Origin of the sequence: Flavobacterium geliluteum (assembly GCF_017948595.1) — a bacterium.
Taxonomy (GTDB): Bacteria; Bacteroidota; Bacteroidia; order Flavobacteriales; family Flavobacteriaceae; genus Flavobacterium; species Flavobacterium flavipigmentatum.
On record NZ_JAGFBV010000030.1, the window covers coordinates 18639 to 36089 of the forward strand.

Below are 17451 nucleotides of genomic sequence, written 5' to 3' on the forward strand. Positions count from 1 at the left end.
TAGAGCGTTTACTGAATATTCCTATGAATCCAAGGCTTTTTAGATAGACTGAAGTTGAAACAGCTATAATGATGTCAAATAGTTATTACCGAAGGAAATTATATTATTTGTTTTTAGAAATTGCTAACGAGATAAATAAACGTATCTGAAATTCCTGAAGAAAATGCATTAGATTTCCACTCTTTAGGACTTATATACCAACCGTTATTAATTTTGTTTACTCCTGCAAAAATACTTGCACAAACGGTTTGAATTTTAGACCCTGTTAATGCAATATCAAAATTACACCTTCTTGTAAATAATATTTTTGGCAGAGAACCATCGTAGCTTTCAAAATCTCATTTTGGTTAACTGTATCTATATCAATCACCTCTGTTTCAAGAGATGAATGTTTATCTTAAGTTACTTTGGTAGATAGCCTTGCCAGCTGGCTTCTATGGTCATCCTTGTTAGGATTGATTATTAATATTTATCATATTGCTTTTGATGCAAGAACGTCAACATCCTTTTCATTTCCTTTTGGTTTTGGATGTAGGGTTTTTACTTCCTTTGCTTTTAAAAAGCCTTATTAAATGATCTTTGGTTCGCAATGATCCTTTGTTTTTTTCGTCTTGAAATATTTCTGATTGTAGTGTGTAGGCAATTTCTTTGCTACTTGCCGACTTGAGGGTTAAGCCACTTTCAGATAAATCTTTCTTTAAGGTGTTGTATTTGATTTCCAGCTCTTCGCTGTAATCCAAGTGAATACTTTTTATTATTCCTATAATATCGCTATCACTACTTCTGTGATTTTGGTTTTCGATATATACATAATCTCCCATATATAAGGGTAAGTACAGATGAGCAGGCAGTCAAAGGATATTCACAGCGAAGCCAGGCAGAAAGACTTGTGAAATATTGCTTGTTGCACAATATTGAGGTATTTGATACGGTTTTTCAGGATTTTTCCGCAAAAACTTTCAATAGACCTCAATGGATGAAATTTTTCGAAATCCTTAAAACAAAAAATACAGCGGTAAATCTTGTGTTATTTACCAGTTGGGACAGATTTAGCAGAAATATTGCCGATGCTTATTATATGATTCAAAAGCTTAAAAAGCTTGGGATTAATCCGCAAGCTATTGACCAGCCTATTGATTTGGAAATTCCGGAAAGCAAGATAATGCTTGCCATGTATCTTGCGACATCCGAAGTAGAAAATGACAGGAAAAGCAAAAGCGTTCGCTTGGGCATCCATAAAGCAAAGCAAGAAGGCAAATGGATGGGTAAGGCTCCATTAGGATACCAAAATCGGCAATCAATGACAGGTCGGAAATATATCGCACTGCAAGAACCAGAGGCATCATTACTGCGCAGCGCTTTTGAGATGATAGGCAGAGATGAGTATAGCATTAATTACATATATAAACACGTTGTTTCGGTTGGGCTAAAATGCAGCAGGAGTAATTTCAGTACATTAATAAGAAATCTTGTTTATTGTGGGCAAATAATTATTCCTGAATTTGGAATAGAAAAGAGATATGTTAACGATGGCATCAATGAGCGGCTTATTTCAATATTATTATTTGAGAAGGTACAAGAGATATTAAATAAAAGAAGAAAAAAAGCATCCAGAAAAGTAGTCCTAAGTGACCATCTTATTTTAAGAGGCTTTCTGCTTTGTCCCGACTGCGGAAAAACACTGACAGGAAGCGGTTATATGGGAAGATCGGAAAAATATTATTACTATCATTGCTCGTTAGGCTGTAAATTCAGAACGAGAGCCGATAGTGTAAACCAGCAATTTTTACTTTTTCTAAAAAAATTAAAAGCCCGGGAACCTTATACTGAATTATCTGAAATGATTTTAAAAGATATATCCTGTGAGGGCTACAAAAAAACTCGTCAGATCAATCTCAGCTTACCTTAAGAGTAGAGAAATTATTGGATCGGATAATCAATGCACGCGATTTATTCTCTAAAGGAGATATTGATTATGATGATTATATGACAATAAGATTACACTGCCAAGACCAAATCAAAGCTGGGATTAAAGAACTGCAACAGCTTGCTATAAATTCCGTTGCTCCTGCAGGTATGCTAAACCAAAATTCTCCACTAAATGGGATATATGAGTTTTATAAAAAAGCAGACACTTTATCTAAAAGACAACTTATTGCTCTCATATTCCCTGTAAAAGTAATTCCAGATAATTTTGAAACTATGGTCAATCAGCCAATGAAAATCATTTTTAACCTAAAGTATAATTTGACAAGCCCAATCCAAGAAGATTATTTCGAAGTAGCTACTAAAATTTCTGAAGAAAAGTATTTGAAAGTTATCGCTAAAGCTGTCGTTAAAAATGAAATTATTACACCTGAAATAGCTTCTCAGATCATATTTTTCTTAAAAAGGGTAATTTTTACCTTATTTAAGGGTAAAAGCAAAAATTAGCGGCATTTTATTTCACTTATAATCAATTAATTATGTCGGGTTCGATACTTTTTAGGTACCTTGACAGGAATGTCGAACTAAAATATCAGATAAATTTGACTTTATTTATATAATTACCTGATTATAAGTGTTTTGATTTTAAAATAGAATAAAATTTTTATTTTTTTTAAAACTGTAAAGTATTCAAGCTTCTTAACAATCATTTGCTGAATATATGATTGTAATGCCTTGATTTTTATCGTATTGTATAAAAAAGAAACTGGTAAGACATCATTATGATATCTTACCAGTTTAGTAGCGAGGACGGGAGTTGAACCCGTGACCTCAGGGTTATGAATCCTGCGCTCTAACCAACTGAGCTACCTCGCCAAGACTTCATCAGGAATGAATCCCTCATTGCGGGTGCAAATATAAAAATTATATTATAGCTAACAAGCATAAATTGAAGAAAAAAAAATATTTTTAAAAAAGCTTTTTTTTTGAACATATATTCTTATATTTCAAAAAAATTTAAAGTAGTCCATGGATTCAAAAATACGTTACGAAATCGAGTTTCCGATCAATTCTTCACCGCAATTATTGTATCAATATATATCAACTCCGTCTGGATTATCAGAGTGGTTTGCTGATAATGTAAATTCTAGAGGTGAGTTCTTTACTTTTATCTGGAACGATTCGCAAGAAAAAGCGCGTCTGGCATCTAAAAAAACAGGTGAAAAAGTAAAATTTAAATGGGTTGATGAAAGCAGCAAGGACACAGAATATTTTTTTGAATTACATATCTTGGTAGATGAACTTACCAAAGATGTCTCACTGATGGTGGTAGATTTTGCAGAAAAAGAAGAAATAGGTGAGGCTAAACAATTGTGGGAGAATCAAATATCAGACTTGAAACATCTTATAGGATCTGTTTAGTAAAAGTCTATTTTATACCTTATATTTGCCCTGAACGAAATTCAGGTTTTTTTTATGATTAATTTTAACGGAAATATAGTAGCGCAAAATGATAATATAATGGTTCAAAATCGTGCTTTTTTGTACGGAGATGGCGTTTTTGAAACACTGAAAATTATTAACAGCAAAATACTATTTCTTGAAGACCATTATTTTAGATTAATGGCTGCAATGCGTGTAGTTAGAATGGAAATTCCGATGAATTTTACCATGGAATACCTCGAAGAGCAAATTTTGAAATTGGTGCAGCAAAATACTGTTTCCGATTCTGCAAGAGCAAGAATTACTGTTTTTCGCAACGACGGAGGTTTGTATTTGCCTCTTACAAACGAGGTTTCTTTTTTAATACAGGCGTCTTCGCTCGAAAATACTTTGTATCCTGTGCATACAAATGCTTACGAGGTCGATTTGTACAAAGATTTCTATGTTTCAAAACAATTGCTGTCTTCTATAAAATCGACCAATAAAATGATCAATATTACAGGTAGTATTTTTGCACACGAAAATGGTTTAGATAATTGTATTTTACTTAATGATACTAAAAACGTTGTGGAAGCGCTACAAGGTAATTTGTTTATGGTTTTGGAGAAAAAACTTATTACACCGCCTGTTTCAGAAGGTTGTCTGAATGGAGTGATGCGTAAACAAATTTTAGCTTTGGCTAAAAAAATAAAAGACTTAGAGGTTGTTGAAGAAGTTATTTCTCCATTTGATCTTCAAAAAGCAGATGAGTTATTTTTGACAAATGTAATCACAGGAATACAGCCGATAACCCAATATCGAAAAAAGGAATTTAAAACTGATTTGGCGCATTTATTATTGCAAAAGCTAAATGAATCCCTATCTGAAAATTAATTCAGATAAGGGTTTTCAGGGGCATTAGACCATATTAGATAATCGCCGCCAAGCTCAATAATCTGTTCTTTCCAGAAATGAGTGGTAGATTTTCCGATAATCTTGTTCTTATAACTATTGTTGGTGATGATCCAAGAGTTGCCTTGCATTTCGTTTTCAAGCTGGTTTTCGTCCCAACCGGTGTATCCTAAGAAAAAGCGGATATTATTTTTACTAATAGATCCGTTATTTATTAAGTCCTTCGTGGATTCAAAATCACCTCCCCAATAAATGCCATTTGAAATTTCAACACTATTCGGAATCAAATCAGGAATATTGTGAATAAAATACAAGTTGTCTTGCTCTACAGGTCCTCCGTTATATATCTTAAAGGTCGCTTCGATTTCAGGAATTAAGTCATTAATGGTATATTTTAATGGCTTATTGATAATGAAACCTATTGATCCTTCTTTGTTATGGTCTGCTAATAAAATTACCGATCTATTAAATGATAAATCTCCAATTATCGAAGGTTCGGCTATAAGCAGGTGTCCTTTTTTTAATTTTTCTGAAATCATACGGCTACAATTTTTATTAAATTTAATAATAAAAATTTTAAAAACCCAAAGAAAACCAATAAACTGCATAAAAAAAACCTTCCGAATGGAAGGTTTTGATTATATTAAAAGTTTAATAAACTAAGTATTAGTTTACTGCACCTTCTAATTCAGCTCCAGCTTTGAATTTTACAACATTTTTAGCAGCGATTTGAATAGTTTTTCCAGTTTGAGGATTTCTACCGTCTCTAGCAGCTCTAGCAGATACTGACCATGATCCAAAACCTACCAATGATACTCTTCCACCTTTTTTCAAAGTAGTACCTACGTTCCCTAAAAATGATTCTAAAGCTAATTTTGCCGCAGCTTTTGTGATTCCTGCATCAGCAGCGATAGCATCGATTAATTCTGATTTGTTCATAATAATTTAGTTATTAATTGTTGGTTAAAAAAAATTGTTAATACACAAATTTAGGAGGAAATCCGTTCCTTGCAAGTGTTTTCTCTAAATTTAGCAATAATTGTTAATAACTTGCTTTTTTTGTTCATAACACCGTCAGTTTTATCACCAAATACAGGTAGAAACCCCTGTTTTGTTGGTGTTAATAGACTTTTGCAGTTTCCTGAAAAATGATTCCGTTTAGCAATTCTGATGCTTTCATTTTCTTTTTGCCTGGTAATTGTAAACTTAAAATTTCAATAAAGCCTTCTTTAATGGCAATTTTAATCTCTTTTTTGCTGCTAATTAAGCTTCCGATCTCATAAGAATGTTCTTCCAGAACAAGTTTTGCCTCGTATATTTTGATGTTTAATTCTTCTTCTTTGTCTTTAAGAAAACACCAGGCAGCTGGATAAGGACTCAAGCCACGAATCAGATTATTGATTTCCTCGCCCGATTTTGTCCAGTCAATTTTGCAGTTTTCTTTGTTTAGTTTATACGCTGTTTTTATTTCTGCATCTTCTTGTTGAATCGTCGTGGAGACATTTCCTTTTTCAATTATTTTCAGGGTTTCAATAACAGTTGTACTTCCCAAATTCATCAGGCGGTCGTGCAATTGTCCCGCATTTTCGTCTGGATCAATGCCAATTTCCGAATTTAGGATCATGGCACCGGTGTCTATTTTATCATCAATAAAAAAAGTGGTAACTCCGGTTTTGGTTTCTCCATTTATGATAGCCCAATTGATCGGGGCGGCTCCTCTGTAATTAGGTAATAGCGATGCATGAAGATTAAAAGTCCCTAAAGCTGGCATTTCCCAAACTACTTTTGGTAACATTCTAAAAGCAACTATGATTTGCAAATTAGCATTCAATGCCTTCAATTCAGCAAGGAAATTCTCGTCTTTAAGATTTGTGGGTTGTAACAAAGTCAGATTGTTTGCCAGCGCATATTCTTTTACAGCCGAATATTTTATTTTTTGCCCGCGACCCGCCGGTTTATCAGCAGCGGTAATAACGCCTACGACATCGTAATTGTTTTTGATGATGGTAGCTAGAATTCCGACAGCGAATTCTGGAGTTCCCATAAATATAATTCTCAATTTTTCCATTATAATTTTAAAGTGTATGTATTATTGGGTTGTATGATAATGTAATTGTTTTCTAATAATTCCTGAAGTGCCAGAATAACGTCACCGGCATCCATTTTTATTTTGGTTTGAATTTCTCTCGAAGTCAGGGATGCATTCTTTAGTAAAAGCAAAATTTTATCAGGAACCGAATCGGCATCGTTAATTTTACCTTTTTGCCTGATGCAATAGGAGCAGACACCACAATTTTCGGTAGTTTTTTCTCCAAAATAATCCAAAATCAATCTGTTTTTACAGGTTTTTTGCTCCTTAACATAATAAAGAACCGATAAAAGCTGGTCTTTTTTTAATTGATTTTGTTTTTCCAAATATTTAGAAACTCGGTTGATGGTAAGGTTGTCTTCCCGAACTTCATTAAATAATATCGTAGCATCGTTATTTTTTGCTTTATAATCGATGATGTCTTTTTCTTTTAATTTTTCTAAAACTCCGCTCACTTGTTGCTCGGTATGATTAGATTTTTTCGCAATAAGCGAAAGATTAAAAGGAGTCTTCATTTCGTAAATTCCAGGATAGGTACGAAGAATGGCCAGAATAATTTCTTCGTCATTCGGATTCAGGCTCATGTACCGAATGACTTCTTTAGACTCAATTAAAAATTGCATTGTAATTTTTTCCGAAAATTCCTGAGACATGGTGATAATGCCTTGCTGATTCAGAAATTGTAACGCATTATACGTTTTTAGTGTCGGAAAGTCATATTTTTGGCAAAAATGATTCAGTTTAAAAGAAAAAGAATCGTCTAAGCCTTCGCCATAAGCAATCTGAAAATAATTGCAAAGTTTGATATAAATCGCATTTAGGAACTTTTTGTCGGGCAAAATGCTCAAAAACTGCTGCTCAGATTGATTGCTGTCTGAGGGATTTGTCAGTAAAACAGCAAACGCTTTTTCGCCATTACGTCCCGCTCTTCCAGATTCTTGATAATAATTTTCGATGTTTTCCGGAAGTTGGGTATGAATAACGGTTTTTACGTTGTCTTTGTCAATTCCCATTCCGAAGGCATTTGTGGCTACGATTACTTGCACTTGTTCGGACATCCACAGTTGCATATTTTTGTCTTTTTCTTTAGCCGAAAGGCCGCCATGATAATAAGTTGCTTTAAAACCTAAAGACTGTAATTGTGTCGACATGTTCAGGCATGATTTTCTATTTCGTACATATATAATAGAAGGTTGCGGATTTTTCTTCAAAATCTGTTCTGTTCGGTACAATTTGTCTTCGACTTCAAAAACCATGTAAGCGATATTTTTTCTTTCAAAAGATTGCTGAAAAAGTACAGGTGTTTTCAATCCTAACTCAGTTTTGATATCTTCAATCACTCTGGGAGTCGCGGTAGCGGTCAAAGCCAAAAACGGAATCTTAGGAAAATGTTTTTTAAGTTCTGAAATCTTCAAATAAGCCGGGCGAAAATCGTGTCCCCACTGCGAAACACAATGTGCTTCATCAATGGCAATCAAATTGATAGGAAGGTTTTTAATGCGTTCCAGAATCCAATCTGATTGCAATCGCTCTGGTGAAAGGTATAAAAACTTGTAATTTCCGTACTGACAATTATCTAGCAGGTCAATAATTTCTTCTGTATGAATGCCGCCTGTCAGCGCGATAGCTTTTATTTCACGCTTTTGCAAATTTGCTACCTGATCTTTCATAAGAGCGACCAAAGGCGAAATTACCAGGCAGATTCCGTCTTGCATCATGGCGGGAACCTGAAAACAAATCGATTTTCCGCCGCCGGTTGGCAGCAAAGCAAAAGTGTCCTGACCATCCAAAACAGAGTCGATAATCTCTTCCTGCAGTGGCCTAAAACGGTCGTGTTTCCAGTATTTTAAAAGAATCTCTTGCGCTTTGGACATGGGGTTTTGTTTTAAAGTTAAAAAATTTAGAAATCAGTTTCTAGTTTTACAACTTTAAACACATGCCTAAATTTTATCTAAGATATAAAGAATTCTGTTCTCTACCGTATCTTTAGGCACTTCGATTAAGTCGTAACCGTATTTATTGTATGTGTCAATAAGATGCTTTTGTATCGTCAATGCCTGTTCAAAATTTTCGTAACGCTCAGTATCGCTCTCGTAAATTTCTTCCCAGGGAGGTAAAATAAAAGTCTTAGAATATTTAAAATCCTTGCATGCTTCTATGAAATTTGGCGGATAATTATCGCCAATATAATCCATATAAGCCACAACATCAGGAATTCCACGGTCTATAAAAACGACTTTGTGTGGTTCTTCAAGAGCATTTTCAAATTGTTTGATGCGTCCTTCCAGCAACATTTCGCTAAACAATAAAGGCTGTTCCAAAAACAATTGATCGATGCCGCGTTGCTGCGCTTCAAGAGTCACTTGTCTGGAAATTTCAGGATAACAACAGTAGCCACGAGCTACCAATTCGTTGATAAGAGTAGATTTTCCCGTTCCCGGGCCACCAATGAGTACTATGATTTGTTTTTGCACTTTCTTAAAATAAAGCGCAAATTTACCTAAACTTATTCGTATTTGAAAAGAATTTTTTGTTAGAAGCGAATGATTTCGCAATTTTAGTAGATGTGGGTTCCTGCTGTTCGCTAAAATCTTTTGCTTTTTAAAGGAAAAAACAAAAGGATTTCCGCTCCCATCAGGGCTAGATAGCAAAAATGGTTTTGTTTTTGGAGGCATCTCAATCGTTATTTTCTCCTGTTAGTTTTAGAAAACCTTGCAGGTGTTTCAATATTTAGTTGATTCTTGAATTTTCTCCAATTATAAGAGTAAATTTTACAGCGAAATAACGTTGCAAAGTTTTTTTCTCTTCCCCTTTGAGCCTTTGTAACATTGCCTCTTTTTTCTAAATAAAAAATCTAAAAAGTCTGAAACCAAAACCGTATATTTGCCTTTATTTTTAATTAAGAATGGATAACGATAAAGAAAAAAAAACCGCCGAATTTTACGAAAGATTAAAAGTGGAGTTGGACAATTCAAATACTTGGCCAGCAGAATATTTGTATAAATTTATTATGCCTTCAGTAGGTGATAATGTCGAGAGAGTAGAGAATGCTTTTGACAACATGGGAGCGGTTATCAAAACAACAAAATCTAAAACAGGTAAATTTACCAGCGTTTCTGTAGATGTAACGATGAATAGTGCTGATGAAGTGATTGGCAAATACAAAGAAGTCTCTACAATAGAAGGTATAGTTTCATTATAAATTATGGTCGAAAAATATAAAAAAGAAAACGCAAATGATGTTGTTTTTAATTTAGAATACAATTCTGAAAGACAACATTTACTTATTCCGGAATATGGTCGTCATTTGCAAAAATTGATTGATCAGGCTACTGCTATCGAAGATGATGAGACGCGAAATAAAGCGGCAAAATACATCATCCAAGTAATGGGAAGCCTGAATCCGCATTTGCGTGACGTGCCCGATTTTCAGCATAAATTATGGGATCAGCTTTTTATCATGTCTGATTTTAGACTCAATGTAGATTCGCCATATCCTATTCCGTCTCGTGAAGTTTTACAACTCAAGCCAGACGTTTTACAATATCCTCAAAATTTTCCAAAATACAGATTTTACGGAAACAATATCAAATATATGATTGATGTTGCGAACAAATGGGAAGACGGCGAAATGAAAAATGCATTAGTATTGGTAATCGCCAATCACATGAAAAAATCGTATTTGAGCTGGAACAAAGACACGGTAAAAGACGATGTGATTTTTGAACATTTATTTGAATTGTCAGGTGGCAAAATCAACCTGTTGCAAAGCACAGAAGAGCTTCTGAATACGACAGATTTGTTGCGTACCAACAAACGAATTTCAAATAAAATTGCACCTGCAGGACCACCAAAAATTCAAAGCAATAAAAATAATAAAGGACCAGGAAAGCCAAAGCCTTTTCAGAAAAATAATAATCAGAAATAAAAAAAAGGGACTAAGGCGCTAAGTGACTAAGTTTCTATGTTATTTCATAGCTCAGAATCTTAGAATCACAGAACCTTAGCAACTTTAAAAGAAGAACCTTAAAAAAAGAATATGGGAGTATTTAAAATCGAAGGAGGAATTCCTTTAAAAGGAGAAATCACGCCACAAGGTGCTAAAAACGAGGCATTACAAATTTTATGTGCGGTGCTTTTAACAGGCGAAAAAGTAAAAATTAATAATATTCCCGATATTATTGACATCAATAAATTAATCACTTTGTTGGGTAATTTAGGAGTTAAAATTCAAAAAAATGAACCAGGTTCGATTACATTTCAATCTGATGAGGTAAATGTTGGCTATTTAGAAACCGAAGCTTTCAAAAAAGAGGGCGGAGCACTTCGTGGCTCTATTATGATTGTTGGACCTCTTTTGGCTCGTTTCGGAAAAGGATATATCCCAAAACCGGGTGGTGATAAAATTGGCCGTCGCAGGCTGGATACACACTTTGAAGGTTTTATTAATCTTGGAGCAAAATTCAGATACAATAGAGAAGATCACTTTTATGGTGTAGAATCTCCAAAAGGCGGACTTACAGGAACAGACATGTTGCTTGATGAAGCGTCTGTAACTGGAACAGCCAATATTGTAATGGCTGCTGTTTTGGCAAAAGGCAGAACAACGGTTTATAACGCAGCTTGTGAACCTTACTTGCAGCAATTGTGTAAAATGTTAAACTCAATGGGGGCTAAAATTACCGGAGTGGGTTCAAATTTACTGACTATCGAAGGTGTTGAAAGCCTTGTTGGATGCGAACATACAATCTTGCCGGATATGATTGAAATTGGTTCTTGGATTGGTCTTGCAGCCATGACAAAAAGCGAAATTACCATCAAAAATGTGAGTTGGGAGAATTTAGGTTTGATTCCAAACACCTTCAGAAAATTAGGTATTACGATCGAAAGACGTGGCGATGATATTTACATTCCTGCTCACAAAAACGGCTACGAAGTAAAAACAGATATAGATGGTTCTATATTGACCATTGCCGATGCACCATGGCCAGGATTTACGCCTGATTTACTAAGTATTGTTTTGGTCGTGGCAACACAGGCAAAAGGAGATGTTCTTATTCATCAGAAAATGTTCGAAAGCCGTTTGTTTTTCGTCGATAAACTAATCGATATGGGAGCAAAAATCATGTTATGTGATCCGCACAGAGCGGTGGTTATGGGGCATAATTTTGAGTCTCAACTAAAAGCGACAACCATGTCGTCTCCAGATATTCGTGCCGGTATTTCATTGTTAATTGCTGCACTTTCTGCAAAAGGAACAAGTACAATTCAGAATATAGAACAAATCGACCGTGGATACGAGCGTATCGACGAGCGCTTGAGAGCTATTGGAGCAAAAATCGTGAGAGCGTAAAATAGCGGCTTCGAATTTCATAAATCACAGTAATTTTTTAAGCTCTAATTTGTGAAATTCGTGGCAAAAGAAAAATAAATTTAGTTCAAAAATAGTCTAAATGACAAACGAACAAAAAGCTATAAAAGCTACCTATTTTAGTATAGCTGGAAACACCTGCTTAGCCATTTTAAAAGGCTTTGCAGGTTTTTTTGGCAATTCTTATGCCCTGATTGCAGACGCCATAGAATCGACTACAGATATATTTTCGTCTTTCCTTGTGTTATTCGGAATCAAATATTCTAATAAACCGGCTGACGAAAATCATCCGTATGGGCACGGTCGCGCAGAACCTCTCATTACTTTTTTGGTTGTAGGTTTTTTAATTACATCGGCAACGATTATTGGCTACGAAAGTATTGCCAACATTCAAACTTCGCATGATTTACCAAAATCGTGGACACTTTATGTTTTGGGCGCTATTATTATCTGGAAAGAGTACTCTTTTAGATTGGTCATGAAACGCAGCAAGCAAACCAATAGCTCTGCTTTGGCCGCAGATGCTTGGCATCATCGTAGTGACGCCATTACTTCTGTAGCAGCGTTTCTCGGAATTTCGATCGCGCTCTTTATGGGAAAAGGATATGAATCTGCCGATGATTGGGCAGCACTTTTTGCTGCTTTTTTTATACTTTACAACAGTTATAAAATTTTCAGACCCGCTCTTGGCGAAATCATGGACGAACATCTAAACGATGATTTAGTAGAAGAAATTCGCGTAAAATCATTAACTGTTGACGGTATTTTGGGTACCGAAAAATGTTTTATCCGCAAAGCCGGAATGCGTTATCATGTAGATCTTCACGCTATAGTTTCGGCAAAAATATCAGTAAAAGCGGGCCACGATCTGTCACATCAGTTGCAAGATACTTTAAAAGAAAAAATTCCTCAATTGGGCAATGTGCTCATTCATATCGAGCCAGACGATTATCATTGATAAAAGATTCTAAGGTTGTAAGTCACTAAGATTTTCTTTAGTAGATTAAAAAGTAAAATCCGTTTATTCTATCATGAGTAAACGGATTTTTTTATGGGGGTTACCTTCGGCCGGGCTATCCGCTATATCTTTTGCTTTTTAAAGAAAAAAGCAAAAGGATACCGCTTCTATCCCTAACCCAATCTCAGGTAATGGAAAGTTTTAGGGTTTTCAATTTTTTATACTTAGGGAGAGGATAAATAAAAAAAAGACTCGCTTAGTAACTCAGAACCTAAGCGACTTAGTACCTTCTTCCTTAATCTAAAACATTCAAAATCTTAATTCCAAAAACAATTCCATTTTGCTGGATGCCGCTTTGGTAAGAATGAACATAATCCAATCTGAATAATTTAAATTTTCCAAATCCTAAGTTATCCAAACCGATTGTAAATTCAGAATACGGTTTTCTGTCTGGGATCGCCAGAGCATGAAAACCAATATTCATAGTCGACTTTAAAAGGTTCAATAACGGAATTTTATTCATAATAAAACCTTGGTCATTGTGCTCCAAATGTGCTTCAAAATAACTTTTATTGGTGCTGTTACTGTAATATGGCATTAGATTAAAAACATTCAGATAACGATCTGCCTGACCAATATGCGTTTGGTTTCCGTTAAAATGTCTGTAATCTATAAACGAAATATTCTCAGCATTAAAGAACTTTCCGGCCTTAAAATTCATTCCTAAAATTCCTTTGTTTCCAATTGGTAAATCGTATTGTACAGCAGCGCCAATGCGTTCAAATTCATATTTTTTTTCACTTCCTGCAAATGCTTTTTCAAAGGCCAATAGTACCGTTGGATATTTATCATCTTTAAAATTATACCTGCCATCAGGTCTCGAGATGTACTTGTTTCCAAAATTAATTCTAGCATTTAAAGTAGCTTTAAATAAATTGTGTTTTTCAAAAGCTGGAGTAGTAAAATCATTTGGTGCCAAAGGATTGTTAGAAGAGTAGCTGTCGTCTCTCTTAAAGAAAGAATAATCAGTGGTGTTGAATAAAGGTTTGCGCTGCTCGTAACCAAGTTTTGCATTCAGATTTACACCATTTGCAATGTCCTGGACATAGTTTATTTGGCCAAATTCTAAGTTGTAAAGCTTCATATAATTGTCTTTAAAAAATAAAGAACTTACAGAATTGATTAATTTACTGATGGGGTTGGCGCTGTTAAACTGTGCCACTTTTGTCCCTCCGGAAACCGAAAGTGTTGCATAATTGATGCTATTAAATCGATGTGTAAAATTTCCTGTAACACGTAAGCGTTCCTCAGAAAAACCATAATTAACATCAGTATTTATAGTGGTGCTTTTTCCGTTTTCTTCATTCCATTTTTTGAAAGTAAAACCACTACCGATATTGAGCCCCTGAACAGTGTTGAAACTTGCCGAAGTAAGATCAAGTAAGCCTTTGTATTCAAAAGAACGACTTTTGAAAGTGTTTTTGTAATCATATCCCATCATGATATCCAAAATTTTAAATTTATTGTTTTTGGCATCAACCGAATCAATATATTTTTGCGATTTACGAATCGTAAGCAGGCTGTCTTTTTTGACATAATCAGTGCTTTCTTCGATTGTCAAAGGTATAGGGCGAATTTCATTCCAGAACGAATCGTCTTTTTTGTTGGCATTTAATTCAAAAGCCACAATTTCGTTGCCAAAAGTCTTCTTCTCAAAAGAACTTGGAAATTCATAATTAGAATAGATATAATTAAATTGTCCCGAAAATTTAATACCAAACGCACCTGCATTAAAAGCTAAGGTTTGGGAGTTTTTAGACCAAATTTTATTTTTCTGATTGTAGGTAAAAGTCTGTTTAAGATTCATTTTTTCGGTAAATTCCTGCTTCATTCTGTAGCCTGGTATGTCTACATCTACGGCATAAATAGCAAAACTATCCTCGACAATATAAATATAGCCCTCAAAAACGGGTTCTTTATCACGTTTCGGTTTGACCTTTATTTTGTTAATTTGCTGATTATTTTCATCAAAAAAAGTACCTTCAAGTGTATAGGTGTAATAATTAAAGGCATTAAAAGCTATTGGCGAGATAATATTAATGCTAAACTCTAAAGTATTGTCATAAAAATCATAAGTTGATAAACTGGCTGTATTGTAGCTGTAACCTCTGTTGTTTCCGGAAATTTTCGAAGCTATAATTTTCTCTTTTATTTTGTTCGGTTTTTCAAAAGTAATTTTTGATAAAGTTTCTGATAAATATAAAATTCCCGTTCCGGTAGAGTCGAGATTAGAAGCCATATCTGCACCAAGATCGACTTTTTGTCCAAAGAGTTTTTTAGGTAAATCTTTGACTTTAAACATTCCCTTCGAATAAAAATCGGCCGTATATCGGGCTGTTTTTTCAGAATTTTCTTTTCTGTTGGCGATAGCACTTTTTATAATGGCGTTAGCCGGATTGTTTTTAGGATCGATAATTACTTCGTTTAGCGTAAAACTTTCTTCCTGCATTTTTACATTCAAGGTCAGAGCTTTCGCTTCTGGAGCAACATCTATTTTTTGAGTTTTGAAACCTAAATATTGAAAAATAATTTTATTTTGCCCAAGTTTTTTTACGTTCAACTGATAAACTCCCTGCTCGTTTGATGTAGTGCTGCTATAGGTGTTTTCTTCAAAAACAGAAACAAAAGGAAGCGGGTTTCCTTTTTCGTCTGTAATAGTCCCTTTAATTTGGGAAAAATGCGAAATCGAAAAAAATAAAAGGGCTAGTAGGTAGTGTTTTTTCATGAAAGTTTTTTCTCTCACAAAAATAGGATAAGTTAGTGGTGTGGTTATTAAAAATTTGTTAAAAATCAAACCAGAAAAAAGGATTGAATGGCTAATTCATAACTTTTTAATCCAAAACCCAGAATCACGCCTTTTGCATTTCCAGACAAATACGATTGGTGTCTGAAGCTTTCGCGTGCATACGTATTCGAGATATGAACTTCTATTACTGGTGTTGTAATGGCTTTTATAGCGTCACCTAAACCTATAGAAGTATGTGTGTATGCGCCCGCATTGAGAATAATTCCGTCGTATGAAAAACCATATTCCTGAATTTTGCCGATCAATTCGCCCTCAATATTGCTTTGAAAGTAGGCGAGCTCTGCATTCATAAATTTCTTTTGCAGGCTTTCAAAATAATCTTCAAAATTCTGATTTCCATATACTTCGGGTTCTCTTTTTCCAAGAAGATTTAAATTGGGACCGTTGATAATTGCAATTCTCATAAAAATAATTTTTGTAAAAATAAAAAAACCGTCCTAATTAGAACGGCTTTTATAAAACTATATGTTTTTTTTAGAATAAAAATCCCGCAGATACTGAAAAAACAGAGTTTTTGGCATCAGCATTTTTTGAAACTTCTGTCAATCCTATGCTATAACGTCCCTGAACAAATAAACTTTTTGTTATTTTAAAACCTAAACCTGCGTTTACAGCAAAATCAAAAGTATTGGAATCTTCAACATCAAAATCGTTTTTTTCGCTTACCAAAAAGGATGCTTGCGGTCCTGCTTCAAGACTAAAAGAATCAGTTAAATAAATCTTTGCCATTACCGGAATTGATATGTAACCTAATTCGTTTTTAAAATCCCCCAAAGCACTTTTGTATTCTGCACCTTGTGTGTTGTACAAAAGTTCCGGCTGGATCGCAAATCTGTCCAAAATTTTTAATTCGGCTACCAAACCGCCATGATAGCTGGTTATAGCATCGGTCTGAATTTCTGTTCCGGAAAAATTTGCAAAATTTACTCCTCCTTTAACTCCAATTCTTAAAAACTGCGCTTGCAGGGTTGCAGATGTTGCTACCAATAATACTGCTGCTAATAGTATCTTTTTCATAAATTTTGTTTTTTTTGATTAAACTTGTTATCATTAAAAACTATAGAATTGTAATTTTATTGTCTTCTAATGAGTTCAGATTTGTTAAAAAACAAACATAATCACTGTTTTTTATTAAATCAGCATATACCTTTTTAATCTATATAATGATAATGTATGGCTATTTTCGGGACTTAATTTTGCTTATTTACTGCTTTATTTCTAAAAAAACAAATTATTCTTTAAAGAGAATGGTGTTATATTTGGCCTTTGTAACCCCAAAAAAAATTGTAATGAAAAGAATTATTTTGACTGCAGTTGCAGTAATTTCCTTTGCATTTGCGAATGCACAAAGTACTAGATTTGGAATAAAAGGCGGATTGAACATCGCGACAATTGGCAACGCTGAAAACGCTGAAGCTCTGGTTGGTTTTCAATTAGGAGGTTTTGCAGAAATCAATGTTTGGAAAAAATTATTTGTTCAGCCGGAACTTTTGTTTTCTACACAAGGTGCTAGAATTGATAATTATGGTAATGCTGCCGATTATACTGTAAATTTAAATTACATAAATATTCCAGTTTTGGCAAAATATTACATTACTAAAACTTTTAGTGTTGAAGCAGGTCCTCAGATTGGATTGTTAGTTTCTAGCAAGAATATTGACGATGAGCGTACTGTAGATGCCTCTTTTAATATTGGTGGAGGATATAATTTTACTCAAAATTTCTCTGTAGGTATTCGCTACACAGTTGGTTTGTCTAGTGTTTACGACAATGACAGATATAATGACGGATACTATTATGATGACAGATATACCAACAATGTTTTGGCTTTGACTGCAGCGTATAAATTTTAATCTTCTCAGATTCAAATTAGATTCAAAAACCTTCCCTAATTCGGAAGGTTTTTT

General features: G+C 34.3%; 18 protein-coding genes and 1 tRNA gene. 9 read left to right on the top strand and 10 right to left on the bottom strand.

What is annotated here, in order from left to right; translation table 11 throughout:
* Positions 1-509: 509 nt before the first annotated feature.
* Positions 510-821, bottom strand: coding sequence for a hypothetical protein (locus J3495_RS16010; protein WP_210667550.1), 312 nt, complete (start codon positions 819-821; stop codon positions 510-512).
* Positions 822-823: 2 nt separating this feature from the next.
* Here J3495_RS16010 and J3495_RS19380 point away from each other — a divergent pair, with 2 nt between their 5' ends.
* Both J3495_RS19380 and J3495_RS16020 read left to right on the top strand, forming a co-directional pair.
* Positions 824-1909 (top strand): recombinase family protein, encoded by a 1086-nt coding sequence (locus J3495_RS19380; protein ID WP_317192646.1) that lies wholly within the window; start codon positions 824-826, stop codon positions 1907-1909.
* 14 nt (positions 1910-1923) lie between these two features.
* Positions 1924-2433, top strand: a complete 510-nt coding sequence (locus J3495_RS16020) for a hypothetical protein (protein WP_210667552.1) — start codon at positions 1924-1926, stop codon at positions 2431-2433.
* Between the two features lie 295 nt (positions 2434-2728).
* On the opposite strand, the gene J3495_RS16025 is transcribed toward J3495_RS16020, so the two are convergent.
* Positions 2729-2802: transfer RNA gene (locus tag J3495_RS16025), tRNA-Met, on the bottom strand.
* A gap of 153 nt (positions 2803-2955) precedes the next feature.
* Between J3495_RS16025 and J3495_RS16030 the strand changes: the two genes are divergently transcribed.
* A complete protein-coding gene (locus J3495_RS16030; RefSeq protein WP_134142468.1) occupies positions 2956-3348 on the top strand; it encodes an START-like domain-containing protein in 393 nt (130 codons plus the stop codon).
* A 54-nt stretch (positions 3349-3402) separates the two neighbouring features.
* Positions 3403-4242, top strand: a complete 840-nt coding sequence (locus J3495_RS16035; protein ID WP_210667553.1) for an aminotransferase class IV — start codon at positions 3403-3405, stop codon at positions 4240-4242.
* Here J3495_RS16035 and J3495_RS16040 read toward each other — a convergent pair.
* The 5 genes from J3495_RS16040 to J3495_RS16060 form a co-directional block, all read right to left on the bottom strand.
* Complete coding sequence (locus J3495_RS16040) at positions 4239-4799, bottom strand: YqgE/AlgH family protein (protein WP_210667554.1); 561 nt, start codon at positions 4797-4799, stop codon at positions 4239-4241. The genes J3495_RS16035 and J3495_RS16040 overlap by 4 nt on opposite strands.
* A gap of 127 nt (positions 4800-4926) precedes the next feature.
* The gene (locus tag J3495_RS16045; RefSeq protein ID WP_031456994.1) at positions 4927-5199 is read right to left on the bottom strand and encodes an HU family DNA-binding protein; all 273 of its coding nucleotides are present in this window, start codon (positions 5197-5199) and stop codon (positions 4927-4929) included.
* A 181-nt stretch (positions 5200-5380) separates the two neighbouring features.
* Entirely contained in the window at positions 5381-6328 is a 948-nt protein-coding gene (fmt, locus tag J3495_RS16050; protein WP_210667555.1) for a methionyl-tRNA formyltransferase, read from the bottom strand.
* Entirely contained in the window at positions 6328-8223 is a 1896-nt protein-coding gene (locus J3495_RS16055) for a RecQ family ATP-dependent DNA helicase (RefSeq protein ID WP_210667556.1), read from the bottom strand. The genes fmt and J3495_RS16055 overlap by 1 nt, the downstream gene beginning before the upstream one ends.
* A gap of 66 nt (positions 8224-8289) precedes the next feature.
* Complete coding sequence (locus tag J3495_RS16060; RefSeq protein WP_210667557.1) at positions 8290-8823, bottom strand: AAA family ATPase; 534 nt, start codon at positions 8821-8823, stop codon at positions 8290-8292.
* Positions 8824-9254: 431 nt separating this feature from the next.
* Between J3495_RS16060 and J3495_RS16065 the strand changes: the two genes are divergently transcribed.
* The 4 genes from J3495_RS16065 (at position 9255) to J3495_RS16080 (ending at position 12678) form a co-directional block, all read left to right on the top strand.
* The gene (locus tag J3495_RS16065) at positions 9255-9551 is read left to right on the top strand and encodes a DUF493 family protein (RefSeq protein ID WP_210667558.1); all 297 of its coding nucleotides are present in this window, start codon (positions 9255-9257) and stop codon (positions 9549-9551) included.
* Positions 9552-9554: 3 nt separating this feature from the next.
* A complete protein-coding gene (locus J3495_RS16070; protein WP_210667559.1) occupies positions 9555-10277 on the top strand; it encodes a DUF4290 domain-containing protein in 723 nt (240 codons plus the stop codon).
* Between the two features lie 111 nt (positions 10278-10388).
* Positions 10389-11702 (top strand): UDP-N-acetylglucosamine 1-carboxyvinyltransferase, encoded by a 1314-nt coding sequence (murA, locus tag J3495_RS16075; protein WP_210667560.1) that lies wholly within the window; start codon positions 10389-10391, stop codon positions 11700-11702.
* Between the two features lie 100 nt (positions 11703-11802).
* On the top strand, positions 11803-12678 hold the full coding sequence (locus J3495_RS16080) for a cation diffusion facilitator family transporter (protein WP_210667561.1): 876 nt from the start codon (positions 11803-11805) through the stop codon (positions 12676-12678).
* Between the two features lie 295 nt (positions 12679-12973).
* On the opposite strand, the gene J3495_RS16085 is transcribed toward J3495_RS16080, so the two are convergent.
* The 3 genes from J3495_RS16085 to J3495_RS16095 form a co-directional block, all read right to left on the bottom strand.
* Entirely contained in the window at positions 12974-15463 is a 2490-nt protein-coding gene (locus tag J3495_RS16085; RefSeq protein WP_210667562.1) for a DUF5686 and carboxypeptidase regulatory-like domain-containing protein, read from the bottom strand.
* Between the two features lie 65 nt (positions 15464-15528).
* Positions 15529-15948, bottom strand: coding sequence for a type II 3-dehydroquinate dehydratase (gene aroQ, locus J3495_RS16090; protein ID WP_210667563.1), 420 nt, complete (start codon positions 15946-15948; stop codon positions 15529-15531).
* Between the two features lie 70 nt (positions 15949-16018).
* Positions 16019-16561: a porin family protein gene (locus J3495_RS16095; RefSeq protein WP_210667564.1), complete on the bottom strand. Its 543-nt coding sequence runs from the start codon at positions 16559-16561 to the stop codon at positions 16019-16021.
* Positions 16562-16833: 272 nt separating this feature from the next.
* Between J3495_RS16095 and J3495_RS16100 the strand changes: the two genes are divergently transcribed.
* On the top strand, positions 16834-17397 hold the full coding sequence (locus tag J3495_RS16100; RefSeq protein ID WP_210667565.1) for a porin family protein: 564 nt from the start codon (positions 16834-16836) through the stop codon (positions 17395-17397).
* Positions 17398-17451 lie beyond the last annotated feature (54 nt).

Coding starts and splice junctions, on each gene's coding strand:
- J3495_RS16010 (WP_210667550.1), bottom strand. CDS start 821: ATGGGAGATTATGTATATATCGAAAACCAAAATCACAGAAGTAGTGAT.
- J3495_RS16030 (WP_134142468.1), top strand. CDS start 2,956: ATGGATTCAAAAATACGTTACGAAATCGAGTTTCCGATCAATTCTTCA.
- J3495_RS16035 (WP_210667553.1), top strand. CDS start 3,403: ATGATTAATTTTAACGGAAATATAGTAGCGCAAAATGATAATATAATG.
- J3495_RS16040 (WP_210667554.1), bottom strand. CDS start 4,799: ATGATTTCAGAAAAATTAAAAAAAGGACACCTGCTTATAGCCGAACCT.
- J3495_RS16045 (WP_031456994.1), bottom strand. CDS start 5,199: ATGAACAAATCAGAATTAATCGATGCTATCGCTGCTGATGCAGGAATC.
- fmt (WP_210667555.1), bottom strand. CDS start 6,328: ATGGAAAAATTGAGAATTATATTTATGGGAACTCCAGAATTCGCTGTC.
- J3495_RS16055 (WP_210667556.1), bottom strand. CDS start 8,223: ATGTCCAAAGCGCAAGAGATTCTTTTAAAATACTGGAAACACGACCGT.
- J3495_RS16065 (WP_210667558.1), top strand. CDS start 9,255: ATGGATAACGATAAAGAAAAAAAAACCGCCGAATTTTACGAAAGATTA.
- J3495_RS16070 (WP_210667559.1), top strand. CDS start 9,555: ATGGTCGAAAAATATAAAAAAGAAAACGCAAATGATGTTGTTTTTAAT.
- murA (WP_210667560.1), top strand. CDS start 10,389: ATGGGAGTATTTAAAATCGAAGGAGGAATTCCTTTAAAAGGAGAAATC.
- J3495_RS16080 (WP_210667561.1), top strand. CDS start 11,803: ATGACAAACGAACAAAAAGCTATAAAAGCTACCTATTTTAGTATAGCT.
- J3495_RS16085 (WP_210667562.1), bottom strand. CDS start 15,463: ATGAAAAAACACTACCTACTAGCCCTTTTATTTTTTTCGATTTCGCAT.
- aroQ (WP_210667563.1), bottom strand. CDS start 15,948: ATGAGAATTGCAATTATCAACGGTCCCAATTTAAATCTTCTTGGAAAA.
- J3495_RS16095 (WP_210667564.1), bottom strand. CDS start 16,561: ATGAAAAAGATACTATTAGCAGCAGTATTATTGGTAGCAACATCTGCA.
- J3495_RS16100 (WP_210667565.1), top strand. CDS start 16,834: ATGAAAAGAATTATTTTGACTGCAGTTGCAGTAATTTCCTTTGCATTT.